Consider the following 24,059-nt stretch of genomic DNA (forward strand, 5'->3'; position numbering starts at 1 on the left):
CAAACTGCGAGGACTGTTATAATGCAAGGGCTATCCTCTAGAGAGAAAAACCCAAGTGGTTATAGGTCTCATCAAAAGCGTTGCTTTTGTTCCCAGCTCTAAAACTTGTTCTAGCTGTGGAGCACTTAAAGAGGATTTGAGCCTAAAAGATAGAGAGCGGGCCTATAATGCCTGCCAAAATTATCTCTCTTGTGGCTTTTCTTTGGATAGAGACTTCAATGCAAGCATTGATGTTCATAGAGAGCGGGCTTGCTCTTGGAGTCAAGGCTGTAAAACATGCCTAGTGGGCAAACCTTGATGATTCCACACTCCCCCTAGCTTTAGCTAGGGGGAGTGTGTCAAAAAAGTAACACGCGCGCATTGCAAAAATATCAGATATTTTTGCGATTCTATCATGCAATGAGCAAGTTCAAAACAATTTCTTTTTCTCTAAAAGCTGATTAGAAAGTGCCTTGGGAATGTAGTAATCTAAAATGAGTTTTTTAAAAGCATCTGTGTAGGTTTGCACATTCTGTGGTGTAAGTTGGTGGGTCTTGCTGGCAATTGTCTCTAAAACCAATTTGATGTGATTGGTGTCGTAGTGCCATAGATCGTAATAGGCATTAGTGTTTGCAACAAAGGGCATACTTCTCAAGTCGTGTATTTCCACATTTTTATAGGTCAAAAGCTTAAGGCTGAGCGCCTTAGGGAATTGCACATACTTCTGTTCAAAAGAATTTATAAAACTCTCATGGGCGTTCTTGATGCTTCTATAGTACAGCGCAGAGAATGGAACATAAAAAAAGATAAAGTGAGTTTCAGGGTGGTTTTTAACAAGATTCTCAAGCTCAGTGTGTGCATTCCACAAAGCCCTTTTTTTAGAAAAATCTTGATTTTGATAGTCTGCATCAGGTCTTGTCTGCTTTATGTATTCTTTAAAAATCTTTTCAGGACCAGGGCGTTTTTTTGAATAATTACAATACCAAGTAAACATATTGTTGTAGGAATTTCTGCAAGGATCTTCGGTTAAGTGCTTTGCATGATGGTAGAAAGCTTTTAAATATTCGTAAGACTTTCGTGAAGTTTTGGGATTAGTGAGGTAGAGCAAGGCTTGTTTAAAACGATGATCCGTTGTGTATAAAAATTTTGGGAAAGTGTCTCTGGTGGTTGTCGTGTGCATAAAAAGATCAGAACGCAGAGCATAAATTACAGTTTTAATATTTGGCTTAAAGTGAAAGGCGAGATTTAGCGCAGCATAATTCTCAAAGCCTGCAGAGCCAGCCATGACAAATTTGATAGGTTTCTGAAGGTGAAAAAGATTAGAAAGCATATCCAATTTAATATTTTCTTCTGTGCTTGCACCTAGAACAACACTATCATAATCAAAATTCCTAGCCATGCCAGGAATAAGCCACCTTTCATCAAATCCTGTAAAATCTACTTCATACCAACTTGCTTTTCTAAATTGTTGGAAGGGGTCCACGATATAATTAAAGAGCATCACAGAACCCAAACCGAGCAATATAAACCCAAACACCGCCCAAAGATATGTTTTAGCCGACACGATTTATCCTAAAAGTTAAAGTAAATGAATTCAGACACGCGGTTGACGTAAACCAACACATAATACCCAATGAAGGAAATCGAGACATAAGTCCAACCTAAACGCCATAAAGAGGGCTTAAAACTTTCTAAAACCTGGCAACTATTTTTAAAACAAAAGGTGATCACAAGAGCTAAAATAGCTGCCGTTCCAATGAAATATTTGCTGGTATAATCTAGCTCTCTGCTAAAGAAATAATTTTTAAATCCACTCATCAAAAACATCGCCTTAAGCACCTTAAGCGCATCATCCAAGTTCTTCGCTCTAAAGAACACTTCTGTAATATTCACATAATTGAAAGTGATAAACCACCCCAACCACATGGGGAGAGGTTTAAGTTTGTATTTTTTGCGGATTTTCTTAGACCAATAGTGGTTCACAACCACGCCTAGCCCATGCAAAAACCCAAAGAAAACAAACATCCAGCTTGCCCCATGCCAAAGCCCAGCGATCAAAAAAGCGATGAAAATAGCTAGCATCGAGGTGTGGAAAGTGATTTGTTTAAACATGCGCGCCACAGACACATATAAATAATCAAAAATGAAACGGCTTAAGGTCATGTGCCAGCGTTGCCAATATTCTACCATGCTCGTGGCTTTATAAGGGCTATTGAAGTTTTGAGGCAGGCGGATATTAAAGAGTAAAGCTGCCCCGATTGCCATGTCTGTATACCCGCTAAAGTCAAAGTAGAGTTGGAAAGTGTAGGCTAAAGAAGTCATCCACCCTCTAAAGCAGAGAGCACCTTAGAGGTGTCAAAACCCATTGTGGCGATTTTCGCCAAGCTGTCAGCGATCACCACCTTTTTAAAAAGCCCGATGGCAAAGATAAAAATCCCGCTAGCAATGTTGTCTAAAGAGATGCGCTTATTGCCATCTTTAGCAAATTGGGGCATCATCTCTTGGTGGTGGACGATGGGACCCGCGATGAGCTGAGGGAAGAAGGTTACGAACAAGGTATAGTCTAAGAAATTAGAAAAGCCAGCTTGGGGTTTTTTCTCTGTTTCGATTTTGGCATAACTGTCGAGCAAAAAGGTGAGTTGTTGCAAGGTGAAAAAGCTAATGGCTAAAGGCAACGCTAAATGCAAGAGATTTACAGAGGTGCTAAAGAGCGCGTTGAAGTTGCTAAGAAAGAAGTCGGCGTATTTGAAATAGCCCAGCAAAGCCACATTGGCGATGATCCCACAAACAAGCCACGCTTTAGCCTGCTTAGGGCGCACCCACATCGCTTGCACAATGGCGTAGTTAAAAATAATGGAAATTAAAATGAGGGGGAGGTATTTGACATTCCAATAGGCGTAAAAAAACAAACTCGCCCCCACTAAAAACGCCTTCGCCCCCAAAGCACTCCAACGGCTTAAAACAAAATAGCCCAAAAAGCTCAAGGGCAAAAACATAAAAATAAACTCTACAGAATTAAAAAGCATAAAAACCTTTCTGTTAAAATCCCAACCCGCCCGTGATGGGGATGTTTAGCCCTGTCATGTAATCGCTCCCACTAGAGAGCAAAAAGAGCAACATGGGCACAATGTCCTTGGGAGTGGCGTTGCGCTTTAGAGGGTGGTTTTCAGCTGCCACCTGCACGATTTTAGGATCGATGCTTTCTAAAAACTTGGTTTCGATCATGGAGGGAGAGAGGCAGTTGATTTGGATATTGTGCTCCTTGTAATCGCTTGCCATAGAACGCATGAGCCCTAACAAGGCATATTTCATCGTGGTATAAACGCTGGTGTGTTTAGGGGGGATGTTGCACACAGAACTTGAGAGCATTGCCACCACCTTACCCCCCTGTTTTTGGTGCGCAAGGGGGGGTAAAAAGGCCTGCAACATCAAAAAGAAGCTTTGCACACTGGCGCTAAAGTCGTGTTGCAAGGCTTGGGGGGAGATGTCTTTAAGACGGGTGTAGGCATACTTGGGGTGGGCTAGATGCACGATTTTATTAGGCGTGGGGTGGTTAGCCTTAATGTTTTCAATCAAGGCTTGCACTTCTTGCAAAGAGCTTAAATCCGCCTTGAGGGGGTGTAAATTAGGCTTGTTGGGCAGGGGGCTTTTGTGGCTGTGGGCTAAAATAATGGCTTCTCTTGGCAATGCCTCCAAAAGGGCTAGCCCCAAATCCGAGGAAGCCCCTAAGATTAAATAGGTATCTTTCATTCTAAGACCTTGGCTAAAATGTCTGCAGTGCTCACTAAAAAGGGTTCATCATTGATATTCTCAATGCGCGCTTTTAAACTTGCCACTTGGAAAGCCTCATTCAAATGCACAATGCGCCCGCTCACCTGCAAGCAATCCCCCACATACACGGGTTTTTTAAAGCGTAGGTCATAACTTAAAGACATGGCATATTCCCCGGGCAAGTGCTTACCCACTAGCCTAGAATAAAACATGCCCAGTGCCGCCCCGTGCAAGAGCACCCCCTTAAAACCCTTTGAAAGCATGTAATCCGTGTTGGCGTGCAAATGGCTATCATCGCCGCTTAGGACCCTGAATTTTTCCAACATTTCTGCAGTCACCACAACGCTAAACCCGCCACACATGCCCACACGCAATTCTTGAAACTTATACGCATGCTTTAGACCAACAGCCCCACCTGTAATTTGGCGCGGCTCACACATAGCCCCCCCCGATGAGGGCATCAATGCCTGCGCTGATCTCGATCGTTTTAAAGCTTGCATTGCAATGGGTGATCTTGCCCCAAACGCGCAAATCTGCAGGGGCGTAAAGAGGGTTTTTAAACGCCACTTTGATCCCCTGAAAGAGGGCGTATTTGCCGGGCAAATGCATCCCCACCAAGCGGGAATAATATGCGCTGTGTAACATTCCATGCACCACGCAATCTTTAAAGCCCTTTTCTTGGGCATAGCTGGGGTCTGTGTGTAGGGGGTTGGTGTCCCCACTGAGTGTGCTAAACTCTTGCAGGTTTTGTGGGTTTAAGGTGAGGTTAAAACTTTCTTCCAAGCCCTCAAAGAGGTCGGCAAAGCGGTAGGTTCTAAGCACGGACAAGTTTGCGTTCAATCAAGGCAACCATTTCGCCCACATTCTTAAGCCCCTGTAATTCGCTTAAATGGAACTTAACTTTAAAGTGTTTTTCAATGGCACTAATTAAACTAATGTGATTCAAGCTGTCCCAATCCTCAATATCGCTTGCGTTGGTGCTCTCATTGATGACTAGGCTCGAATCGTCAAAGATGTCTCTAAAAATCTCTTGCAACTGGCTAAAAATCTGTGCTGTTTCCATCATTTACCTTTATGTAGTGGGGTTTATCTATGTGTTTTTCTAAATCCAAACTAAAAACGCTCCCGGTTTCGTTTTGACTTTCCAAAGCGAAACCAAAGCTGGCATAAAGCTGGGCGACCATCGCATTTTTAGGCGTGGGGTGGTAGTAACCCTTGAGGGTTTGCACGCCTAGCTTTCCAGCCTTTTTGACTAAGGCATTGAGCATGGCAAATTCTAGATCGCGCTTAAGCACCCGACAACTCATCAGCCAAATTTCTAAATGGCAAATCTCCCCCTCAATGCGCCCCACGCTGATCGCTACGATGCCATTGTCCCCGAATTTATCCACAAGTTGCCCATAAAGAGTGATATAAACCGGGCTGTTAGCCCACTCTTGCACCTGCGCTAAAGTGCATCGCTTGGTGGTGCAGTTGAATTGGTTGGTCTTGTTGATGAGTTGGGTTAAGCGTTCAAAGGCATTGGGGTGGAAGGGGGCGATCACCGCACGCATTTCTAGGCTTTGCAAAAACGCCTCATAAGAGTTGAATTGTTGTTGGGCGTTTTGGCGCTTAGCATTGGCTTGGTATTGGGCCACACGGGCTAAATCTTCTTGACTTAAAGAAATGGGCTCAAAATACCCCGCTTCATCTAGCCTTGCTATGTATTCCTCGGGCTCTCCCATGTCTGGCACGGCCACACTGGGCAGTTGCGCGGCCACTAAAGCCCGCTCGGCCGGGTTGTCATCCACAAAGACAAAACTATCCAGGCCCAAATTCAATTCTTTAGCGATCTCTACAATGTTGCGGTCTTTGGGCTCAAAATTGGCCTTGATGCACGCAAAATCCGCAGGCTTTAAAAGCATGTTCTCATGGGATAAAGCCAAAAGGGCATTTTCGCGCGTGTTTTTAGAACAGATCGCTAAGAGTATCCCCCGCTCTTTGAGCTCCAAAATGTAGCGTTGGAAGGCACTAAAACTCTCGGCCAATGCGCTCTCGCTCCCTAGCACCAAGCCGGCCAAGCCGTCATCGGCGATCACCCCGCCGTATAAGGTGTTGTCCATGTCTAGGATCAAAACTTTTTTAGAAAGCCCAAAAATAGCGCAGATGATCTTAGAGAGATTAAAAGCCACACAAGCCAAGCCCTCATAGCTCATGGCGTATTTGGCGCGGTGGTATAAATTGGGGTCAAACCATTTAGATAGCCCCACCTGTGCGGACAGATACAGCAAATCCTGCACATACACCGCAGGATGTTCCTTGACAAGTTGGACAAGGGCGGTGTTGAGGGCGTGGATCAAATGGGTTTTGCCGCTCAAGGCATCTAAGTTCCCTAAAGATCGGTATGGGGGCAAGTCAAAATTATTGACAAGGATCGCACAGGAATAGCGGGTTTTTAAAGAAATGAGCATGATCTCTAGTTTGCCCATCTCTTGTTGGACAAGTTTGGCGATCTGCTCTGCTGAGGCGTTGGGCTTGGGGAAGTGCTCAATGTTGAGGCTGGAAGTGTGTAGGTAGATGAGATCGGGGGCAAAGTCCCTTGAGGCACGATCCCCGCCTTTAGAAGGCAGACCTCTAAAGGGTCTTTGAGCTCGGCCGTGCTTGAACCCCCTAAGAGGGCGATTTTCTTAGAAGTCCCCCCCCCCCATAAGAGTCTAGCAACTCTCTTTTGAGGCGTTTTTTATGGCGTAAAAGATAAGAAACATCTTGCATAAACATAATCCTAGACAAAAAACATACAAAGACAAGCGGTCCACCAACAACCACCCGCCAAGACAAGATTTTATAGATTTTGATTTACTAAAATCAGTGTAATTCTAGCAGAAAATTTGAGTTAATGTGTCAAATCAGTTCATAACAGCTGCGAATGCCGCTTTGGTTGTGTGTACGGACTATAAAAACCCTTTTCTATGTTCTTTAGAAAATCTAAAACCGCGTATTATACTGATTCTCCACTAAACCTAAAATATTAAGAATCCTAAGAGAATCCAAACGAGCCTAGTTTTAGGTGTCCATGAACTTATCACATAGATTTGCGCTAAAATACACTTTATTGATCTCAAGGCATCATCATAAAGGATTCGCTTGGCAGAGCAAGTTTATGAAAAAAAATACTTCCCCAAGAGCAAGGAAGGGTTGCAAAGGTTAATCAAAGATGAAAACATCCACTTAGGCGAGATTGAAGTGGGGGCTTTGACAGATCTAAGCGAGCTGTTTAAAAATTCTCCAAGAAAGAATTTTGAAGGGTTGGAATTTTGGGATGTGTCTAATGTGGTGGATATGTCTGGCATGTTTTGTTGGTGTGATGACTTTAATCAACTGCCTGATAATTGGAATGTCGCCGATGAAGCAGATATAACAGACATGTTTGCATGCGCACGCATCTATGCCAATCCTCAATCTACTATTTTTCGCCCTTTCAAAGTCCCTAAGTTGTATAAGGACAGAGTTTATATAAACATGCAACCATCGCTGCTTTTCATGACTCTCTGCTTAAAATTAAACAACCCCCACAGCCACAAGGGCAAGGGTGGGGGGATGGGGGGTGTTGGCGGTGGCATTGTTGAGCGATACATTGCCGCTCACAAAGGGCACGCCTAGCTCTTGGCGCGCTTCTTGTAATCCTAAACACGCTTCTTGTAACATCCACGCTCCATGCCCATCCATGGCCCCCAAATTGATCGAATCGCTAAAGCCTAACACCTCTGCGCCCATCTCTTGGAGTTGTTGACAGGCCTGCACACATAAGTGTTTGCTGTCCTCTTTGGGCTTTTGCAAGGCTAAGGGTGTGGAACTTTTTAGAGCAATACATAAATGCTTTTGTAGCTCGGGCAGCCAAATTTGTGCAGGGGGTAAAACACTTAGCTCCACTTGGTGGGGGGTTAGGCGTGAGTCTTGTTTAGGGCTTAGGAGGGTGCTTGGGGGAGTTAGTGGCAGGGTCAAGTTTGCAAGTTCTTGTTGCTGATAAAGGGCTTTAAAAATGGGTTGCTTGCTGGCAACGCCCACAGCCTGAGCCTCTAAGCCGTGCTTTCGCGCCACTTGCAAGGCCTGCTCTAGCTTTTGGGGTTCAAGGCATAAGAGCATGCGCTCTTGGGTTTCATTGAGCAAAATCTCAAGGGGGCTTAAATCTTGCACGCTTGGGGCTTTATCAAGCTCTAAAATGGCCCCAACACCCCCTCTAACAGCCATTTCCACGCACGCCACGCCAAGCCCCCCCGCTCCTAAATCCTGCGCCCCAAGCACGCCAATATTGGCATAAATTTCTAAGCACGCGTCTATGAGTTTGGCCTGTAAATGGGGATCACCTGTGGGTACACTTGATTTTTGTTCTTTTTCAAGTTTTTTGCTGCTCATGCACGCCCCATCCACGCCCACAGCTTTACCACCCGCCCAAGTACCACAAATACCCCCCCGCTTTTGCACTTGCCTTAACCTGATGCTCCAAGGGCACGAGCCCCACACAAAAGGCGTTCACCAAAACATTGTGCGTAAAGCCCACGCTAAAGCCGCTCTCACAGCCTAAGTTTTGCGTGTGGGTGTGTGTGGCGTAGTGATTAAAACCTTGCAGGGCTTCTTGGTGATGGGGGCTTGTTTTAGCACAGCGCAGCAGGGCAAAGCAAGCTAAGGGTCTTGCACCCACGCTCAAAAGGTCGCGCTGCACGCCGCCTAGCCCTGTGGCTGCGCCCGCATAGGGGTTTAAAAAGCTCGGGTGGTTGTGCGATTCGATCTTAAAGGCAGCCCCTAGCCCGCCCCTAAGTTCACCACCCCCCGCTGCTTGCTAGGTCTGCCCCAAAGGCTTTTAGGTGGGCTTTGCTTGAGCGATAAGAGCAATGTTCGCTCCAAAGAGCGGCTAAAAGTGCGCTTTCAAGGGCAGTTGGGGGGCGTTTTAAATGGATGCTTAGGGTTTGTAAGTCCTCTAGGCTTAGGGTGTTTGGCATGCTTGTCCTTGGTTTCAAAAACCCCACTTTAGCAAAGCCTAGCTAATAAACGCTAGAATGGCATTGAGGAGTTTGTATGGGTCTTTTCGTTTTGCAATTTTTGGTCTTACTGGTGGCTCTGTTTTTGGGCGTGCGGCTAGGCGGGATGGGGATTGGCTTTGCCGGCGGTCTTGGCGTGGCTGTCCTCACTTTAGGACTTGGCATGGACGTAGGGGCGATCCCGTGGGATGTGATTTTAATCATCATGTCTGTGATTGGGGCGATTTCGTGCATGCAAATGGCGGGGGGGCTAGATTATTTAGTCTTGTTGGCCGAAAAGTCTTAAGGGCGAATCCTAAATACATCAACTACCTAGCCCCCTTTGTCACCTACAGCCTCACGCTTTTAGCGGGCACGGGACACACTTCATTTTCGGTCTTGCCCGTGATTGTGGAAGTGGCAAAGGGGCAGAAAATCCGCCCGTGCCGTCCCTTATCTTTGGCAGTGGTGGCAAGCCAAGTAGGCATCACCGCTAGCCCCGTGTCTGCGGCTGTGATCACCATGAGTGCCTTTGTAGAGCCTTTGGGCGTGTCCTACCCGCTCTTACTTAGCCTGATTATCCCCTCAAGCTTTTTGGGCTGTGCGCTCGCGGCGTTCATTGTGAGCACGTTTTTGCCAAGCCATTTAGAAGGGGCGGTGGCACTGCAGGCAACTAAACAAAAGGAGCTGCCCGAGGGGGCGCGCTTGTCGGTGCTGATTTTTGTTGTGGGGATTGTGGCGGTGGTGCTTTACGCCACGGCGATTTCTAAAAATGTGGGTTGGATCGCCCCCGTGCATCTGCCCCGCAATGGCGCGATCATGGCGTTCATGCTCACCATTGCTGCGTGCATCGTCTTTTTTTGCAAGGTCAAATGCAACGACTTGGTGCAAACAAGCACCTTTAAAGCGGGGCTTAGTGCTTGCGTGTGTGTGCTGGGCGTGGCGTGGCTGGGCGACACCTTTGTCAAAGGCTACATTGAGCCGATTAAAATCCACGCTGCCGCTTGGATCACACACTACCCTTTTACTTGCGGTGGGGCTGTTTTTTACAAGCATGCTCTTATATTCACAAGCAGCGACCACAAAAGCACTCATCCCTAGCGTGATTTTAGCCATGGGGCTCACCCCCTCTCATCCGCATGGCGTGGCGACCATCATCGCCTCGTTTGCTGCGACCTCAGCCCTCTTTGTGTTGCCCACGTACCCGACTTTGCTAGGCGCGGTGCAAATGGACGACACGGGCAGCACACAAATTGGCAAGTATGTTTTCAACCACCCCTTTTTAATCCCTGGGGTCTTAGCCATCGCCTTTTCTGTAGGCTTTGGGTTTTTATTCACTTCTCTTTGGCTTTAGGCTGCAAGGCTTACAAGCCAAAGCACCCCTAATAAAAGTGTTTAGAGTTTAGGGGTTGCAAGGCCCTTTTGTATTCTAAGGGTATTTAAAGGGGTTTTAGTTGTTGGGGGTTTCTGGGGTGGGCTTTTTGCTAAAGAGCGATTCAAGCATGCTAAGACCCACTTTTTCAGGTACTCTTGAGACGCTCTCTTTAGGCTCTAGCACTTCAAAGTCTATGTCAAAGCCCGTGAGCATACAGGCTAGGCGGACATTCACCCCGTTGCGTCCGATCGCCTTGCTCTTTTGATCGCCATACAAGGTAACTTGAGCACTTTTCTTGCCTTCTTCAGTTTCGCTGAGTTTAATCTTAATGATTTGGGCGGGAGATAAGGCATTGGCGATATACATTTCGGGGATTTCGTTGTAATGCACGCAGTCGATGCTCTCGTTGCAAAGTTCCTTGCTAATGGCATTGATTCTCACCCCCTTCACCCCCACGGTCGCGCCGATCGGGTCGATTTGGTTATTGTGCGAGCGTAAAGCTAGCTTAGCGCGATCGCCGGGGATACGGGCAATCCCCATGATCTCTATCTCTTCATCGGCAATCTCAGGCACTTCTAGGTGCAACAAGGCTTCTAAGAATTTGGGCGTGGTTCTAGACAGCTCTAGGATGAGACCCTGCTTGCTAAAGCGCACATGCTTTAACACCGCCCGCACACTATCGCCCACTTTAAATTTCTCCCCCTTAATGCGGTTTTTCAAGGCCAAAATCGCCTGCAAGCCATCGATCTCTATGTAGGTGTTTTGCTCGCTATCGACATCCAGCACAACCCCGCTCACAATGGTGTTTAACATCGCCTTGTATTTTTGGAAGTATTGGTCTTCCAGACTCTTTTGTATGTTGTATTCTAAATCTTTAAACAGGGCATTGACCACCCCCCGTTTCATGTCCTTCAAGCTGATTTCATAGTGCAGCAGATCATCGGGTTTTAGGGTCGGATCGCTCTTATGCGCTTGGCTTAGAGCGAGCGTGTTTTTGGGGTCGGTTTCTAGCCTAGGGTCATCATCGGTGCATACTTGCACCACATGCAAAAGGGTTAAATCCTTGTTCGAGTCGTCAATGACAAAGTGTGCCTGTGCGTCTAGGCACTCCTTGGCGACTTTTAAAATGCTGTTTTTGACAACATCTTTAATCGTGTCTAAGCCTAAGCCCTTTTCATAGGCAATCAGCTCTACAATATCTAGTATTTTCTCCATGCTCATCCTTGTATTTGCTTTAAGTTGTGTCGTGGGGGTAAGCCTCCATTATAGCAAAAAATCGTTTTAAAACTTAGGGATGGGCACTCGGGTAGCAAAATTAAAGTGCATTTCTCCTAGCCCGTCTATCTCCATTGTCAATTTGGCATCTTGCTCGGAGATATAATCCAGCTTTTTAAAAGCGAGCAAGTAGCCCCTAGCGTATTTGCTCGTGGTGTGTAGGATTCTGTCAAACTCGTCCTTGTCAATGGGGCGCACCCACATGGGCGTGAGCGGTCCATGTGTACTTTGCAGGGTGTAGTTAAAGCCTCCATTGTCGTAAATCCTTGTGTCTTGGGTGAAAATCTCTACAAAGAAAAACTCTCTTTGGTGGTAGGTGATGGGATCGACATCGTTTAAATGCGTGATGAACACGCTCACAATAGGACGCAAGTCTTTAATGATTTCACCCTTTCTGGTCGCTTGTGTGCGCTTTTCTTCGGTGTAATCGGGCATGTAAGCGGTGTCAAAGCGATTCTCACACCCTACAAACAACAGACAAAAGAGCAAGAACAACCAACGCATAGGGGTATTTTAGCCCAAAATCTTACAAATTTACGCTCTTTGCCGATCTAGTCGCTATGGACTATTTAAATGTGTTTCAAAAAAATGGGGTCTTTGTGCCTTTTGTGGTGCTGGGCGACCCTTCGTATGAAGAGAGCTTAAAAATCGTCAAGACCCTCATCGATGCCGGGGCGGATGCCTTAGAGCTCGGTTTTGCCTTTAGCGATCCGATGGCCGATGGCATAGCAATACAAGAGTGTCATTTAAGATCCCTACAGGCAGGCGCAAACATGCAGGCCAATTTTGAACTGCTGGAGCAAATCCACGCTTACAGCCCCAAAACCCCCATCGGGTTATTGCTGTATGCGAATTTAATCCACCGCTATGGCACTGATAATTTTTATAAGACCTGTGCGGATTGTGGGGTGGCAAGCGTGCTTGTGGCGGATTTACCCTTGATCGAAAGTGCGCCCTATGTGGCAAGCGCAAAAAAACACAACATCGCCCCCGTTTTCATCGCCGCCCCCCACACCAGCCAAAGGGATTTAGAACAAATCACAAATTTGACACAGGCCTATGTCTATGTGCTGGCACACTCGGGCGTTACAGGGGCTTTAGATCATCTAGGCACAGACGCTAAAGGTGTGATTGCGGCCATTAAGAGCTTTAAAGAAGTGCCTTGTATGCTTGGCTTTGGCATTTCTAAGCCCGATCACGCCAAAGAGGCTAGAGAAATGGGGGCTAATGGGGTCATTTGTGGCTCGGCGGTGGCAAGACTCATCAAAGAGCATTTAAGCAACCCCTCTCAAATGCACGCTAAGCTCAAGGACTTCGTGCAGGGCTTTAAAGCTTAATGTCTAGGCGTTTGTAGTAGCGCAGGGCGATCGCTGCTAGGGTCAAAAAGGGCCCTAACACCCCCACTTCGGGCAGGAACACCCCTGAAATGCTAAACTTTCCCATCGCAAAGAACAGCCCCCACAGCACCAAAGAGAGCAGGATAAATTTTAGGCTAAGCAGGGCTAGGTTTTCATAGCGGGCGAGTTTGGGGGTGTGGTAGGCGATGAGGATCGCCGTGAGGGGCACAAAAAAGGGCAACAAGATCGACACATACAAAAAGCCCCGGATCTTCTTAGTGTCTGCCTTTTGGTGGAACAGCACATGCAAGGAGCGCAGAGCGTCCGTGATAGACACTGCCGGCTTGTTTTGGTAAATCGTATCCAAAACTTTAGGGCGAAAGCCCTTTAAAGTCTTTAGTACGGGCAGGTTTTGCACCTTGAGCCCCTTGGGGCCTAACAAAAAGGGGGTGGGCAGAGTTAAAAAGCGCACGCCGTGCAAAACCCAAAACTTGCCTTCGAAGTTGGCGCTTGGGGCTTGGGCGAAAGTCGCTAATTGTTTGTCCTTCAGGGTGAAAATTTTGACATTGTTGGCACTTTGCAATAAGGGATTGATCTTGCCAAAATAAACATAGTCGTTGTTGTATTTGACCAAGAGATTCTCCGAGATATTGCCGGCATTGTCTTTGTAGATGATCGCTTCGGCCTTCTCTTGCATGTAAACAAAGGGTGTCGCACTTAAGCCCACGAAAATGGCGATAAACAGGGCGTTGATGGCAAGCATGGGCTTGAGGATTTGCTTGATGGAGTAACCGATGGAGAGCAGGGCGGTGTATTGGTTGGAGTGGATAAAGGCGGTGTAAAAGAGCACGAGGGCCAAGAGTAAAGATAAGGGCAGGGTGTAGTTGAGCGCATACAGCCCATCGTAGACAAAAAAGAGCAAGAGCAGGTTGGCAGCGGAGGGGAACTTCTCGGCGTATTGCAGGCTGTCAATGCCGATAAAAAAGAACTCAAGAGCGCATAAAATGATGAAAAAATACTTTAGGTAGTAAGAGCCGACAAACACCCACAAGCGCATGGGCTAGGCTCTGCGGGTGAATTGGTTTTGCAGGGCGTGAAAGTCGCCCCTCTCAAGGTAAAAAAGCAAGGCTTCTTTAGCGTGTTCTAGGATTTCATTTTTTAGCAGCTGTTCTTCTGGGTTAAAACGCTCCAAAACATACTCTATGACCTCGCCCGCACCCCGACCGATTCCGATTTTCATTTTATAAAAGGGGTGGGGGCAGTGCGCCATGATGGACTTGAGTCCATTATGCCCCCCACTGCTCCCTCTAGCTTTAAAGCGCAGTGCTCCTAGGGGTAAATCCAAATCGTCATGCACGACTAAAATAGGCTCTATGGGGTGTTTAGACAAAAAGGCTTGCACGGCTTGGCCTGAATTGTTCATATAAGTCGTGGGCTTGAGGAGGTAGGCGTTGTTGGTTTTAGCGTAGTTGGCGTTGTAGAGTTTAGAGTGTTTGAAGCTTAAATTTAGGCTTTGTGCCACAAGGTCTAGGATGTCAAAACCCACATTGTGGCGGGTGTGGGCGTAAGCGGGTGTGGGATTGCCTAGCCCCACAATCAGCATTATTTTGCCTTAATGACCCCGACAACAGCGTTGTTTGGGTTTTCAAGCACCTTGATGTGGGCGGGGACTTGCAAATCCCGCACCAAAATCGCATCCCCCACATCTAAAGCGGACACATCAAGCTCAAAGTGGGCGGGCAAATTCTCAGGCACGCATTCCACTTGCACGCGGGCTTTAGAGAGCATTAAAATCCCCTTGTTTTTTAAGCCCACAGGCGTGCCGGTGGTTTTGACCGGGATCAAGAATTTAGACTTCAAGCCCTTTTGCAAAACGAGCAAATCCACATGGATCAAGGCGTTGGTTACGGGGTCTTTTTGGTAGGCTTGCACCACGACATTGTAACTGGCTTGCCCGACTTTCACCATAAAGTCTAAATGGGGTTTGTGTTTGACAAAACGGATAAAATCGTTTGTCTTAAAAGTGGCATGGACATTCTCCATGCCTTTGGCGTACAAATTCGCCATCAAAACCCCTTCTTTACGCAACGCTTTTTTAGCGGATTTGCTAAGCGCGCCCCTAGCTTCACCTTCTAACATGGCTATCCTTCTATCTTTAAAGATTAATGGGCGTGGACCATCCACAGAAATAAACAGCAATTCTAATCTTAAACAACTTAGACAACGCTTATATTTAAAAACATGCCCGATTTTGGCTTTAAAATGCTAGCATGGGCGCATGTTTTGTCGAAAACCTAAGTTTTACAAAAGACATTTTGCATGGGCGCTTTTAACCACAATTTTACCCCTTAAGGCTAAAAATTTAAGCTACATGTCTTCATCTTATGAAATTGGCATGGTCTATCTCAAACCTTTAAACGCCAACAAACCCTTACAAGGGGCTTCCATCACTTGGGGTTATGAAATCAACCCTAAAAACTCTCGGGTTTACAGCCGTTATTATATTTTTTTAGATTATGGAAATGTCTTGTTGGGGCAGACTTCTAAACAAGCAAATTTGTTTACTTACGGCGTTGGTGGGGAACTGATGGTGTCTTGCAACCAAAACCCCATTAACTCTTGGACTTTGTTCTTTGGCTTACAGCTGGGGGCAAACTCGTGGGTGATCAACCAAAAAGTCTCGGATTTGATTGAGAACACTTGGAACTCGTTTAAGGATTTTTCATTCAAGCCAGCATATTTTCGGGCGATGGGGACCTTTGGGGTGCAGTTTAGAACCATTGTTACATGGCACATCGTGGATGTGGAAGTGGGCATGAAGGTCTTTTTAAACCCCGAACCTAAAAGCCCCTTCGAGCGCAATCTTTTATTCTTCATCTCACACGCTTGGCATTTTTAGCCTTGCATGATTGCCAGCAACTCCAAAGCGGTTAACTTTAGATTAACCACTTGAGATTAGTATCTTGGGGCGTTTCCAAATTTTGCAAAGAAGAGCAAAGAACAACAAGACGACAACAACAGCAACAAAAGTAGCTCTCTCCAACAGCTAAGAGGCTACCCATTTTGGGTGGTTTAAGCTTCTAGTCTGTGCCTGCTTAGGTGCTTAAAACACGGGCATGATTCTACTATAAAGATTTTGTTTTGTCAAGCTATGTGGGTTTTTTCTGCAAATAACACACTTTTATGTGTATTTAATACTCAAAAATCTAGAGTAGAGCAAGGCTTAAGGTAAAGAGCAAATTGATGGCGAGCCACCAAACCTTGAGCAGGCCTCCAAAAAAGGCAGGTCCACACCAAAAATCTCTAAAAAAGCGCGCCCCTAAGCAAACTAAATTCTTGGCAAATAAGCCTTTGGCAGGGGCAAGCTTTCAAGCCCTTAGCAGAGCTAGGCCCTAACAACCCACAAACTTTAATTCACTCATCTTTGAGTGTGTAGGCAATGGGGATTCTTATGCGCACGACTTGTTTAGGTGTGGGGAAGAGACTTGAGGCTTCTTTGACGGCTTGCAAGGCGGCGTGGTTTAAAATGTCTGAGCCCGAGCTTTTAGAGATTTTAATGTCTGTGGTTCTGCCATCGGTGTTTAGCACAAATTCCACCAACACCTCTCCCTCAATGCCTCGAATCATCGCCATGCGTGGGTAGCGATTCTTGGAGGAAATCGCCATTTGGATTTTCATCAAGAAGGCATCGCTCACGCCCTGATTGTACGCCATTGAGCTGGTTTTTGCCCCCTGAGAAGTTTGGTTAGACTCTTGAGTCTTCTTAGGTTCTTGTTTCTTGTCTAGGTCTTTGGCTTTGGCCTGCTCCTCTTTTTTGGGCTCGGGCTTAGGCTCTTCTTTGGGCTTAGGCTCGGGTTTTGGCTCAGGTTTGGGAGCGGGCTTTGGTTCAGGTTTTGGCTCGGGTTTGGGTTTAGGAGTAGGTTTGGGCTTTGGCTTAGGCTCGGGTTTAGGCTTTGGTTTAGGTTTAGGTTTGGGGTGGGGCTTTGGCTTAGGCTCGGGTTTAGGTTCTTGTTTGGGCGGGGTGGGGACTTGCTGTGTGTGCTCTAGGTGGGTAGCATGGGTGTCGATGCTGGCTAGGCTCATCGTGATGCTCCTATTGCCAGATTGCGCCAAACTTTTTGGGTGATCCTGCATATAATGAAGAGCCAACAAAAACCCTAAAGCGTATAAAACGCTTGTGATGACAAAGCTCACACGGGTGGACGACCTACTTTTTTTCTGTGGAGATGGAGAAGTTTTCATGGTTTAGGTCTTTAAGAACATCGATGATTTCTATAAAAGTGCCAAACTTCGAATCTTTATCGCTACGCAAATCCACTAAGGTCTTGGGGTCTAGTGTCTTGATGAGCGCGCGCAACTCCTCTACACTCTTGGGTTTGTCATCTACAAAAATCCCATCGTTTTTATCCACAACAATCGTGACTTTCTTTTCATCTGGGGAGGCTTTTTGGGCACTGCTCGCACTGGGTAAGTTGACCTTAATCTTGCCTTCAGCGATGAAAGTAGACACGCTCAAAACCAAAGCCAACAACACCAGCATCACATCAATGAAGGGGACAATGTTGAGCCCATCGCCCCTCCTTAATTTAGAGCGCATTAGACACCCTTTTTACGCATGAGACGAAAATTTTCAGACAACACATCGCTTTTACGCAACATGGCGTTGTAAGCCACTAGGGTGGGGATCGCCACGATCAGCCCAAAAGCTGTGGCTTTTAGGGCTAAAGACAAGCCCAAAGTGATGGCTTTTGCGTCTAGTCCTGTGGAGCTGGTGCTCATGTCATAGAAAGTTACCATCACACCTAAAACTGTGCCCAAAAGCCCGACATAGGGTGCGTTTGAGAAGACAATGTAAAGAGTCGTTAAGTTCTTACTCAGGTCTAAATCGAGTCGATCGGGGTCGTCATACAAGCTAAAATCGAGTCTACTGTAAAAAATGATGCGCTCAATGGTGAACCATATTGCCACAAAGCTCATCACCCCCAAAGTTACAAAAATTGCAATGTCCACATATTCGCCAATCACCTTAACAGAAAGCCCAGATTCCATGGTTGTCCTTTAAACAAAAATAAGTGTTGACTATATTACATTTGTAATAAAAAGTCAAGGAAAAATATTTTCAAATAACAACAATAATAGGTGTGATTTTGGATTTTGTTAACCTTGATAAATGCCCTGCTTAAATGTTTCGTATGTGCTCAAATATGGCAGAACCTACCTAAATTCTAATGCGCCCTTTTTACCCCCATCACCTTGACTTTTTACATGGTGGTCTTCTTGGTCTTTTTTCTGTCTTCTTTTCTGTTCTCAGGTATTACCATGAATGTGGCGGCACGGATGATGATTATTGAAACCTTAAGCTTTTAAATATTGATGTGGGCAGTTGTCTAGCCTTACTTCCTGCCCTCCCTAAGTATCTGCAGCAAGTGCTGGATGTGGGCTAATTGCTCGTGGCAGGTTTTAAGGTCTTTGAGACTCTTGGGATCTTTGTAGCGTTCTCTTATGATTTTGACCTCCTGGGGCTTTTGCTCAAGGTATTTCTTGCTGTCAAGCTCTAAGGCCTTGATGTGCTGGTTTTGTTCTTGTAAGTGGATTTGGTTTTGTTCTAGCTTTTCCTTGAGCGCGCCATTCTTGTTAAACAAGTGCGCTAGCCCGCCTGGCGCGCCCAAAAAAGGCTTAAGCTGAGTACCTCCACCAAGATGAAGAGGTGGGGCATTACTCCAACCGCGCCCTAAAGCCCCACAAAGCAGAATGCTTTGCTCTTTAGCTAAGGGGATAGTTGGCGCATGCTCTTGAGAGCATAACAAAAGACAATCATCTTAAAGTGTCAGCTAAGATAATTCTGTATAAATCATATCATTAATTCTATATAAATCATACACTGCATGCAAACTATCAAATACAAGAATACAAGAGCAACAACAATCTTGTCTATACTTGCAAATACCATGCTGTGTGGTGTCCTAAATACAAGAGAAAAGTTCTTGTAAATCAGGTAGAGATAAGATTGAAACAAATTGTTTTAGAAGTGGCACAAGAATTAGAGGTGGAGATTTTAGAAATGGAAACAGATAAGGACCATAGAAACTCCGCTGCGCTCATTTTGGAGTGATGAAGTTTATTAGAACAGCTAAAGGCAGAAGCAGTCGGCTTTTAAGGCAAAGTTTGTGCATTTGAGAACAAGACTACCCACACCATGGACAAACTCTTGTTTGATTTCTTCTATAGGGGGGTGCGCCTTTGAAAACAAGTGGAAAGACGATGTTAATCGCCTACAAGCAGAAACTCTACCATGCAAGCAAGCACAAGCACATCAGCAAGCTTCTACGCTTTTATGGCATTTGCTACAACCATGGTATGGCTTGGCATAAGAGATATGAAGGCTCTACAAGAAACACTTAAATCTCTACACTCTGCAAAGCACATCACCAAACTCAATGAAAACAACACACTTTGCTTTTTTAAAACTTTGGGTTCTCAAACCTTGCAGGAGTTAGTAGAGAGGATAGACAAGGCTTATCAAAGATTTTTTTAAAAACAAGGCAGACCTCCTAGATTTAACTTGTGCCTGGTGTGTGGAGAAAAACGCCAAGCGTTTTCCCCTAAACCTGCAGGCACTAACAGCGTGGGGCTTGCTGGGTTAAAAACATTTCTCACCTGCTCTCATGGCGCACAAATCCCCTTACCTTTATTTTTCTCTAAATATTTGTTATTTTGATGAAATCTTGTTCTAAATCTCTAAAAAGAAAAGAGGCTCGAATCACCGCTTGAAAGCTAGATGAAGGCTTGCTAGATTGCACAGAAAAATCAAAAACCTGAGAACAGACTTTTTCTACAAGCTTGCCAATAGTCTAGCCAGACAATACGCCACTATTTTCATTGAAGACTTGAACTTGAAGGGTATGGTTAAACTTTGGGGGTGCGCAAGCCGAAGGGTTGCGCGTCTAATGCCAAACTGCGAGGACTGTTATAATGCAAGGGCTATCCTCTAGAGAGAAAAACCCAAGTGGTTATAGGTCTCATCAAAAGCGTTGCTTTTGTTCCCAGCTCTAAAACTTGTTCTAGCTGTGGAGCACTTAAAGAGGATTTGAGCCTAAAAGATAGAGAGCGGGCCTATAATGCCTGCCAAAATTATCTCTCTTGTGGCTTTTCTTTGGATAGAGACTTCAATGCAAGCATTGATGTTCATAGAGAGCGGGCTTGCTCTTGGAGTCAAGGCTGTAAAACATGCCTAGTGGGCAAACCTTGATGATTCCACACTCCCCCTAGCTTTAGCTAGGGGGAGTGTGTCAAAAGGACGTTCTCTATCGCCAGCATTAAAGAACAGCCTAAAGGGAGTTTTGCTAGAATGGGGGGTTTAGCATTTAGGCCACTAAAGGAGAGCGCATGCTGTTTGGGATCATTGGGGTTGGGGGGTTTATCGCACCCAAGCACATCAAAGCCATTTATGAAACCGGGCATGTTTTAGATTGTGCTGTAGACATACACGACAGCGTGGGGGTTTTGGATCAATACTATTTAGATTGTGAGTTTTTCACGAGTTTAGAGGACTTGCACCAATATTTGCAAGAATGCAAAGCCGTAGAAAAGTTTTTGGATTACATGGTGATTTGCACGCCCAATTATTTACATTTCGAACACATTGAATTTGCCCTTTCACACGGCATCAACGCTATTTGTGAGAAGCCCTTAGTGCTCGACCCAGGCGAACTGGATGAAATCCGCAACCTAGAGAAAAAATACAACAAGCGGGTGTTTAGCATCATGCAACTGCGCATGCACCCTAATGTGATTGACCTAAAAAAGAGCGTGCAGGCCGCGCTCTTAGAAGAGCCGGATAAAATTTACGACATTTCGTTAACCTATTTGATCTTGCGGGGCAAATGGTATTTTAATTCGTGGAAGGGCGATGAGGAGCGCAGCGGAGGGTTGGCCTTGAATCTTTGTATCCACTTCTTAGACATTTTGCTAGACATCTTTGGGGCGGTGGTGGATTTTGCGGTGCATGTGCACGAGCACGATTGCATTGGCGGGGTTTTGCATTTAGAACACGCCCATGTATCGTGGTTTCTCTCGATAAACCCCGCCAAATTAGGCCTGCACCACAACAGCTCTTACCGCTCCTTGGTCTTAGAAGGGCAGGAAATTGACTTTAGCCATGGGGTAGAGGATTTATGCACCAAGAGTTATCAAGAAATCATCAGTGGGGAGGGGCTAGGCTTGGAGGATGTGCGCCCCGCTTTAGAGCTGGCCTCAGACATCCGGCGTGCCAACATCTCACGCACCGATGAAGAGTGCCACCCGCTCTGCCACAAGGCCGCCTGTAACCACCACAACTAAAGGACAAATATGCAAATTGACGACACGCTCTTAGACAAACTCGCCAAGCTCTCCATGCTAGAGATCGCTTCCAATGAAAAAGAAAATCTCAAGGGGCATTTAAAAGAGGTGTTGGAGTTTGTAGATAGGTTAAACGAAATGGATTTGAAGGACGTGGAGCTAAAAAGCGGTTTAAAAACCCCCCTAAGAGAGGACGAAGTGATCCACGATCTGCAAATCTCTAAGGATGTCTTAGCCCATGCCCCAAAGGCTGAGGAGGGCTACTTCATTGTGCCTAAAATCATAGAAACTTAAGGGTGTTTTTGCAGCACCGCATAACGGGCTGCCACCTTGTGCTTGTAGACAATCTCTATGTCTGCGCGCCGATCTTGCTGGATCAAATACAAATCCCCCCCAAAACCAATGCCATAGAACTTAAGCCGCAGTGCCATTTTGGGTGAAAGGGTGTTGATTCGATCGATCCCCCGACTTTCAAGTGCGCTGGCGAGCTCTTTGGCGACATAGTGGGTGTGCACGAACCGGTTATACCCCCCACCCCACAACAGCGTGCTCTCCAGCAAGAGCGTGCCAAAGACCAAACTGTAGCGGATGCGGTAGTGGCTGCGGAAAATGGGTAAATGTAAGCGGATGCTAGAAAGTGCCCTTTTGAGCAAAATGGGCATGCCGCAAGCCCCATAGCTTAAAAACTCTGGGCTGGGCTCTTGACGCAAAGAGAGCAGGAGGGGCAGACAAAAACCTATGGCCCCCACCACCCCCACCAAACTTTCTTGTTTATAGTCTTTCACCACTTGGGCGTAGAGGGTGTAAGGATAGTAAATGCATAAAAAGGGGGAGTAGAGGATGAGTGTTAAAAAGAGGGTGTTTAAGAAAAAGCCCTGTGGGATGCCCGCTATGGGCGCAAAGGTGTAAAAGTTCACACAAAAGGCGCAAAACAAATACCCCCCGAGCAGCCGCTGTTTGTGTTTGAGGGCATTGAGCAACAACCCGATCAGCAGCACCGCGCAACTCGCATCTAAGAATATAGCTAAGCCCACCAAGAGATAAATAAAATATGTGCGAAACAAGAGTAGGCACAAGAGGGCTAGGGTGATGAGTAGGCTCACCTTGCCCAGCAAAATCGCCCCTAATTGCACGCCGGGCAAGAGGGCAAAGGTGATGGCCGCTAGGAGCGGATCGTAGGGCTTTTGGGCACACATTTGCACGCTCAAGAGATAGATGAGGACAATGTTTAAGCCATGCAAGAGCAGCCCAGGCAGACGCAGGGCTAAATCTTTAGGCAACAAGGCACTATCCACAAAGGCATGCAGGGCGTTTAAAAGGATTTTGTCCAGAAAATAGTGCGGCGGACTAAAGTAGAGCAGGGCTTCTTGATAACTCACAGAGATTTCTAAACTTTTAAACACCCCTAAGCTTAAGCTAAGGGCCACGAGCAACCCCAAGCATAAATGGTAAATCGCAGTAGGGGTGTTTTGGGGCAAACTACTCAAGGGGGTTAAAAAAACTTGGGATACACATCAAAATCCTTAGCGTGAAAAGTCGCATTATACCCTAGAAAAATAAACCCCCAAGATCACTTCTTTTGGCTAAAGATGATGAGTAACCCCGCCCCCACCACAAGAGCCATGCCAAGCCCTTCATAAACCCCCAGCCAAGGATCGCCCAGCCACATCCCAAAGAGGGTTGCCCACAACAAGCGGGTGTAATCTATGGGAGAAACCAGCCCAGCGGGCGCGCACATATAGGCTTTGGTTAAAAAGTATTGCCCCAAAGTGCCAAAAAAGCCCATGCCCATCAAGAGCCACAAATCCCATTGCCACCATGCCCCGCTAAAGCGTATGGGGTGGTGCCCGGTGGCAAAGGGGGGGAGGTTTAAAAACAAGCCCAAAGACCCAAAGGCGCATAAAAAGATCGAAAAGACAAAGATCACAAACCCGCTGTCATAGTAAGCCTTGAGTTGGCTTAAACTTGTGTAGGCGATGGCTTTAAATAGGGCACTTAACACCCCACACACAATCAAGCCAAAGGTCAATCCGCTGGTGTGTGGGTTGGCGATGAGCAGCACACCCAAAAGTCCCAACACCCCCGCCACACCCAAGCGCCAAGTTAAGGGTTCTTTAAACACCAACCATGCAATGAAGATCGCGTAAATGGGCGCACTCTGCCCAAAGGCGATCGCTGTGCCCAGGGGCATGGTGTAGATGTTGTAACACAAAAGCACCATAGCCACCGCCCCTAGCCCCATGCGCCACGCTAGGATTTTGCCCCCGCCCTTTTTGTGCGCCCTGAATTTAAAGGGTTTGGCAAAGTAGAGCAAACCTGTGAAAATGATCATAAAAAACGCGCGGTAAAAGACATTTTCAAGGGGGGAGTAATACTGACTGGTGATTTTAATGAGGGCGTTCATCACCCCAAAGCTAAAGGCCCCCAAGGCCATAAAAAATAAGCCCTTTTTGATCTCCATAATGCCCCTTTAACAAAAGGGCATTATAGCATTAAACCACCCCGATGCCTTGAGCCACGCGATCGGTGGCGGTTTTGATCTCCTCCACGAGTTCTTTGGTTTGGTAAGAGAGCTCTAGGGTTTTTTCCGATTCTTCTGCACCCATGTTGATGTTGGTCACCACTTGTTGGGTGATTTCGCGAATCGAACCGATGATGGCCGCAATCTCTGTGACAGACTTACCTGTGCGCTCGGCTAATTTACGCACTTCATCAGCCACCACCGCAAAGCCGCGCCCATGCTCGCCTGCTCTGGCGGCTTCAATGGCGGCGTTTAGGGCTAATAAGTTGATTTGATCGGCGATGTCTTTAATGGTTTGAGTGATGGAGCTGATCGAATCAGATTGCGTGCTCAAGTCATCCACTAAATGCACATTGTTTTTCATGGTGTTGGCCACACTTTGGATATTGTTTGTGGTTTTTTCGACCATGGTGTTTCCCTCACTGGTTAAGCGCTGGTTGTCTTTAATTAAACTGAGAATCATTAGA

30 protein-coding genes and 3 pseudogenes are annotated in these 24,059 nt (G+C 46.3%); 11 read left to right on the plus strand and 22 right to left on the minus strand.

Features of this window, described 5'->3' with window-relative positions; translation table 11 throughout:
- Positions 1 to 55: 55 nt before the first annotated feature.
- A complete protein-coding gene (locus QUE23_RS09940; protein WP_286349221.1) occupies positions 56 to 298 on the plus strand; it encodes a zinc ribbon domain-containing protein in 243 nt (80 codons plus the stop codon).
- Positions 299 to 409: 111 nt separating this feature from the next.
- On the opposite strand, the gene QUE23_RS03200 is transcribed toward QUE23_RS09940, so the two are convergent.
- The 7 genes and pseudogenes from QUE23_RS03200 to QUE23_RS03230 all read right to left on the minus strand — a co-directional run bounded on the left by QUE23_RS03200 (position 410) and on the right by QUE23_RS03230 (position 6,359).
- A complete protein-coding gene (locus QUE23_RS03200) occupies positions 410 to 1,543 on the minus strand; it encodes a hypothetical protein (protein ID WP_286349203.1) in 1,134 nt (377 codons plus the stop codon).
- Between the two features lie 8 nt (positions 1,544 to 1,551).
- Positions 1,552 to 3,005, minus strand: a pseudogene (locus QUE23_RS03205) (MBOAT family O-acyltransferase).
- Between the two features lie 13 nt (positions 3,006 to 3,018).
- A complete protein-coding gene (locus QUE23_RS03210; RefSeq protein WP_286349204.1) occupies positions 3,019 to 3,729 on the minus strand; it encodes an SDR family NAD(P)-dependent oxidoreductase in 711 nt (236 codons plus the stop codon).
- Complete coding sequence (locus QUE23_RS03215; protein ID WP_041302930.1) at positions 3,726 to 4,190, minus strand: MaoC/PaaZ C-terminal domain-containing protein; 465 nt, start codon at positions 4,188 to 4,190, stop codon at positions 3,726 to 3,728. The genes QUE23_RS03210 and QUE23_RS03215 overlap by 4 nt, the downstream gene beginning before the upstream one ends.
- A complete protein-coding gene (locus tag QUE23_RS03220; protein ID WP_286349205.1) occupies positions 4,183 to 4,590 on the minus strand; it encodes a MaoC family dehydratase in 408 nt (135 codons plus the stop codon). The genes QUE23_RS03215 and QUE23_RS03220 overlap by 8 nt, the downstream gene beginning before the upstream one ends.
- Positions 4,565 to 4,813 (minus strand): acyl carrier protein, encoded by a 249-nt coding sequence (locus QUE23_RS03225; protein WP_286349206.1) that lies wholly within the window; start codon positions 4,811 to 4,813, stop codon positions 4,565 to 4,567. The genes QUE23_RS03220 and QUE23_RS03225 overlap by 26 nt, the downstream gene beginning before the upstream one ends.
- Entirely contained in the window at positions 4,791 to 6,359 is a 1,569-nt protein-coding gene (locus QUE23_RS03230) for an HAD-IIIC family phosphatase (RefSeq protein ID WP_353622241.1), read from the minus strand. The genes QUE23_RS03225 and QUE23_RS03230 overlap by 23 nt, the downstream gene beginning before the upstream one ends.
- A gap of 514 nt (positions 6,360 to 6,873) precedes the next feature.
- Between QUE23_RS03230 and QUE23_RS03235 the strand changes: the two genes are divergently transcribed.
- A complete protein-coding gene (locus tag QUE23_RS03235; protein ID WP_286349208.1) occupies positions 6,874 to 7,389 on the plus strand; it encodes a BspA family leucine-rich repeat surface protein in 516 nt (171 codons plus the stop codon).
- Here the strand turns inward: QUE23_RS03235 and QUE23_RS03240 are convergent.
- The 3 genes from QUE23_RS03240 to QUE23_RS03250 are packed head-to-tail and all read right to left on the minus strand — an operon-like array spanning position 7,288 to position 8,726.
- A complete protein-coding gene (locus tag QUE23_RS03240; RefSeq protein ID WP_286349209.1) occupies positions 7,288 to 8,211 on the minus strand; it encodes an AIR synthase-related protein in 924 nt (307 codons plus the stop codon). The two genes, QUE23_RS03235 and QUE23_RS03240, sit on opposite strands and share 102 nt — an antisense overlap.
- A complete protein-coding gene (locus tag QUE23_RS03245) occupies positions 8,168 to 8,515 on the minus strand; it encodes an AIR synthase related protein (protein ID WP_286349397.1) in 348 nt (115 codons plus the stop codon). Before QUE23_RS03245 ends, QUE23_RS03240 begins: the two co-directional genes overlap by 44 nt.
- Before the next feature lie 31 nt (positions 8,516 to 8,546).
- Positions 8,547 to 8,726, minus strand: a complete 180-nt coding sequence (locus QUE23_RS03250; protein ID WP_286349210.1) for a hypothetical protein — start codon at positions 8,724 to 8,726, stop codon at positions 8,547 to 8,549.
- 145 nt (positions 8,727 to 8,871) lie between these two features.
- Here QUE23_RS03250 and QUE23_RS03255 point away from each other — a divergent pair.
- Positions 8,872 to 10,098: pseudogene (locus tag QUE23_RS03255) on the plus strand (anaerobic C4-dicarboxylate transporter).
- A gap of 96 nt (positions 10,099 to 10,194) precedes the next feature.
- Here QUE23_RS03255 and nusA read toward each other — a convergent pair.
- Positions 10,195 to 11,334: a transcription termination factor NusA gene (nusA, locus tag QUE23_RS03260; protein ID WP_286349211.1), complete on the minus strand. Its 1,140-nt coding sequence runs from the start codon at positions 11,332 to 11,334 to the stop codon at positions 10,195 to 10,197.
- Between the two features lie 66 nt (positions 11,335 to 11,400).
- Positions 11,401 to 11,898, minus strand: coding sequence for a hypothetical protein (locus tag QUE23_RS03265; RefSeq protein WP_286349212.1), 498 nt, complete (start codon positions 11,896 to 11,898; stop codon positions 11,401 to 11,403).
- A gap of 56 nt (positions 11,899 to 11,954) precedes the next feature.
- On the opposite strand from QUE23_RS03265, the gene trpA reads away from it, so the two are divergent.
- On the plus strand, positions 11,955 to 12,731 hold the full coding sequence (gene trpA, locus QUE23_RS03270) for a tryptophan synthase subunit alpha (RefSeq protein WP_286349213.1): 777 nt from the start codon (positions 11,955 to 11,957) through the stop codon (positions 12,729 to 12,731).
- Here trpA and QUE23_RS03275 read toward each other — a convergent pair.
- The 3 genes from QUE23_RS03275 to QUE23_RS03285 are packed head-to-tail and all read right to left on the minus strand — an operon-like array spanning position 12,721 to position 14,870.
- Positions 12,721 to 13,788: an LptF/LptG family permease gene (locus tag QUE23_RS03275; RefSeq protein ID WP_286349214.1), complete on the minus strand. Its 1,068-nt coding sequence runs from the start codon at positions 13,786 to 13,788 to the stop codon at positions 12,721 to 12,723. The two genes, trpA and QUE23_RS03275, sit on opposite strands and share 11 nt — an antisense overlap.
- A gap of 3 nt (positions 13,789 to 13,791) precedes the next feature.
- Positions 13,792 to 14,337 (minus strand): aminoacyl-tRNA hydrolase, encoded by a 546-nt coding sequence (pth, locus tag QUE23_RS03280; protein WP_286349398.1) that lies wholly within the window; start codon positions 14,335 to 14,337, stop codon positions 13,792 to 13,794.
- The gene (locus QUE23_RS03285; RefSeq protein WP_286349215.1) at positions 14,334 to 14,870 is read right to left on the minus strand and encodes a 50S ribosomal protein L25/general stress protein Ctc; all 537 of its coding nucleotides are present in this window, start codon (positions 14,868 to 14,870) and stop codon (positions 14,334 to 14,336) included. Before QUE23_RS03285 ends, pth begins: the two co-directional genes overlap by 4 nt.
- 232 nt (positions 14,871 to 15,102) lie before the next feature.
- Here QUE23_RS03285 and QUE23_RS03290 point away from each other — a divergent pair, with 232 nt between their 5' ends.
- Positions 15,103 to 15,630 carry an outer membrane protein gene (locus QUE23_RS03290; RefSeq protein ID WP_286349399.1) on the plus strand — a complete coding sequence of 176 codons (528 nt, stop codon included), beginning with the start codon at positions 15,103 to 15,105 and terminating at the stop codon, positions 15,628 to 15,630.
- Positions 15,631 to 16,145: 515 nt separating this feature from the next.
- On the opposite strand, the gene QUE23_RS03295 is transcribed toward QUE23_RS03290, so the two are convergent.
- From QUE23_RS03295 to QUE23_RS03310, 4 genes are all read right to left on the minus strand, one after another.
- On the minus strand, positions 16,146 to 16,973 hold the full coding sequence (locus tag QUE23_RS03295; RefSeq protein WP_286349216.1) for an energy transducer TonB: 828 nt from the start codon (positions 16,971 to 16,973) through the stop codon (positions 16,146 to 16,148).
- Positions 16,939 to 17,328 carry a TonB system transport protein ExbD gene (exbD, locus tag QUE23_RS03300; protein WP_286349217.1) on the minus strand — a complete coding sequence of 130 codons (390 nt, stop codon included), beginning with the start codon at positions 17,326 to 17,328 and terminating at the stop codon, positions 16,939 to 16,941. The genes QUE23_RS03295 and exbD overlap by 35 nt, the downstream gene beginning before the upstream one ends.
- Positions 17,328 to 17,780 (minus strand): TonB-system energizer ExbB, encoded by a 453-nt coding sequence (exbB, locus tag QUE23_RS03305; RefSeq protein WP_286349218.1) that lies wholly within the window; start codon positions 17,778 to 17,780, stop codon positions 17,328 to 17,330. The genes exbD and exbB overlap by 1 nt, the downstream gene beginning before the upstream one ends.
- 344 nt (positions 17,781 to 18,124) lie before the next feature.
- Positions 18,125 to 18,373 carry a hypothetical protein gene (locus QUE23_RS03310; protein WP_286349219.1) on the minus strand — a complete coding sequence of 83 codons (249 nt, stop codon included), beginning with the start codon at positions 18,371 to 18,373 and terminating at the stop codon, positions 18,125 to 18,127.
- A gap of 257 nt (positions 18,374 to 18,630) precedes the next feature.
- Here QUE23_RS03310 and tnpA point away from each other — a divergent pair.
- The 6 genes and pseudogenes from tnpA to gatC all read left to right on the plus strand — a co-directional run.
- Positions 18,631 to 18,965, plus strand: a pseudogene (gene tnpA / locus QUE23_RS03315) (IS200/IS605 family transposase); the annotation flags it as partial.
- A 6-nt stretch (positions 18,966 to 18,971) separates the two neighbouring features.
- Complete coding sequence (locus tag QUE23_RS10135) at positions 18,972 to 19,133, plus strand: hypothetical protein (RefSeq protein WP_434801972.1); 162 nt, start codon at positions 18,972 to 18,974, stop codon at positions 19,131 to 19,133.
- Positions 19,134 to 19,525: 392 nt separating this feature from the next.
- Positions 19,526 to 19,723, plus strand: a complete 198-nt coding sequence (locus QUE23_RS03320) for a transposase (RefSeq protein ID WP_286349220.1) — start codon at positions 19,526 to 19,528, stop codon at positions 19,721 to 19,723.
- 14 nt (positions 19,724 to 19,737) lie between these two features.
- Positions 19,738 to 19,980, plus strand: coding sequence for a zinc ribbon domain-containing protein (locus tag QUE23_RS03325; protein WP_286349221.1), 243 nt, complete (start codon positions 19,738 to 19,740; stop codon positions 19,978 to 19,980).
- 137 nt (positions 19,981 to 20,117) lie between these two features.
- Positions 20,118 to 21,071: a Gfo/Idh/MocA family protein gene (locus QUE23_RS03330; RefSeq protein ID WP_286349222.1), complete on the plus strand. Its 954-nt coding sequence runs from the start codon at positions 20,118 to 20,120 to the stop codon at positions 21,069 to 21,071.
- 9 nt (positions 21,072 to 21,080) lie between these two features.
- Positions 21,081 to 21,365, plus strand: a complete 285-nt coding sequence (gatC, locus tag QUE23_RS03335) for an Asp-tRNA(Asn)/Glu-tRNA(Gln) amidotransferase subunit GatC (protein ID WP_286349223.1) — start codon at positions 21,081 to 21,083, stop codon at positions 21,363 to 21,365.
- Here gatC and QUE23_RS03340 read toward each other — a convergent pair.
- The 3 genes from QUE23_RS03340 to QUE23_RS10140 form a co-directional block, all read right to left on the minus strand.
- On the minus strand, positions 21,362 to 22,498 hold the full coding sequence (locus tag QUE23_RS03340; RefSeq protein ID WP_286349224.1) for a hypothetical protein: 1,137 nt from the start codon (positions 22,496 to 22,498) through the stop codon (positions 21,362 to 21,364). The genes gatC and QUE23_RS03340 overlap by 4 nt on opposite strands.
- Before the next feature lie 143 nt (positions 22,499 to 22,641).
- Positions 22,642 to 23,532 (minus strand): DMT family transporter, encoded by an 891-nt coding sequence (locus QUE23_RS03345; protein ID WP_286349225.1) that lies wholly within the window; start codon positions 23,530 to 23,532, stop codon positions 22,642 to 22,644.
- Positions 23,533 to 23,563: 31 nt separating this feature from the next.
- Positions 23,564 to 24,055: a methyl-accepting chemotaxis protein gene (locus QUE23_RS10140; protein ID WP_434802009.1), complete on the minus strand. Its 492-nt coding sequence runs from the start codon at positions 24,053 to 24,055 to the stop codon at positions 23,564 to 23,566.
- Between the last annotated feature and the right edge of the window lie 4 nt (positions 24,056 to 24,059).

This window comes from Helicobacter felistomachi (assembly GCF_030296895.1).
Lineage (GTDB): Bacteria > Campylobacterota > Campylobacteria > Campylobacterales > Helicobacteraceae > Helicobacter > Helicobacter felistomachi.

Bases quoted from the DNA above. Each gene is read 5' to 3' on its own strand.
- exbD (WP_286349217.1), bottom strand. From the start codon at position 17,328: ATGCGCTCTAAATTAAGGAGGGGCGATGGGCTCAACATTGTCCCCTTC.
- QUE23_RS10140 (WP_434802009.1), bottom strand. From the start codon at position 24,055: ATGATTCTCAGTTTAATTAAAGACAACCAGCGCTTAACCAGTGAGGGA.
- gatC (WP_286349223.1), top strand. From the start codon at position 21,081: ATGCAAATTGACGACACGCTCTTAGACAAACTCGCCAAGCTCTCCATG.
- QUE23_RS03285 (WP_286349215.1), bottom strand. From the start codon at position 14,870: ATGTTAGAAGGTGAAGCTAGGGGCGCGCTTAGCAAATCCGCTAAAAAA.
- QUE23_RS03265 (WP_286349212.1), bottom strand. From the start codon at position 11,898: ATGCGTTGGTTGTTCTTGCTCTTTTGTCTGTTGTTTGTAGGGTGTGAG.
- QUE23_RS03290 (WP_286349399.1), top strand. From the start codon at position 15,103: ATGTCTTCATCTTATGAAATTGGCATGGTCTATCTCAAACCTTTAAAC.
- exbB (WP_286349218.1), bottom strand. From the start codon at position 17,780: ATGGAATCTGGGCTTTCTGTTAAGGTGATTGGCGAATATGTGGACATT.
- trpA (WP_286349213.1), top strand. From the start codon at position 11,955: ATGGACTATTTAAATGTGTTTCAAAAAAATGGGGTCTTTGTGCCTTTT.
- nusA (WP_286349211.1), bottom strand. From the start codon at position 11,334: ATGGAGAAAATACTAGATATTGTAGAGCTGATTGCCTATGAAAAGGGC.
- QUE23_RS03250 (WP_286349210.1), bottom strand. From the start codon at position 8,726: ATGCCAAACACCCTAAGCCTAGAGGACTTACAAACCCTAAGCATCCAT.
- QUE23_RS03345 (WP_286349225.1), bottom strand. From the start codon at position 23,532: ATGGAGATCAAAAAGGGCTTATTTTTTATGGCCTTGGGGGCCTTTAGC.
- QUE23_RS03275 (WP_286349214.1), bottom strand. From the start codon at position 13,788: ATGCGCTTGTGGGTGTTTGTCGGCTCTTACTACCTAAAGTATTTTTTC.
- QUE23_RS03210 (WP_286349204.1), bottom strand. From the start codon at position 3,729: ATGAAAGATACCTATTTAATCTTAGGGGCTTCCTCGGATTTGGGGCTA.
- QUE23_RS03330 (WP_286349222.1), top strand. From the start codon at position 20,118: ATGCTGTTTGGGATCATTGGGGTTGGGGGGTTTATCGCACCCAAGCAC.
- QUE23_RS03225 (WP_286349206.1), bottom strand. From the start codon at position 4,813: ATGGAAACAGCACAGATTTTTAGCCAGTTGCAAGAGATTTTTAGAGAC.
- QUE23_RS03295 (WP_286349216.1), bottom strand. From the start codon at position 16,973: ATGAAAACTTCTCCATCTCCACAGAAAAAAAGTAGGTCGTCCACCCGT.
- QUE23_RS03215 (WP_041302930.1), bottom strand. From the start codon at position 4,190: ATGTGTGAGCCGCGCCAAATTACAGGTGGGGCTGTTGGTCTAAAGCAT.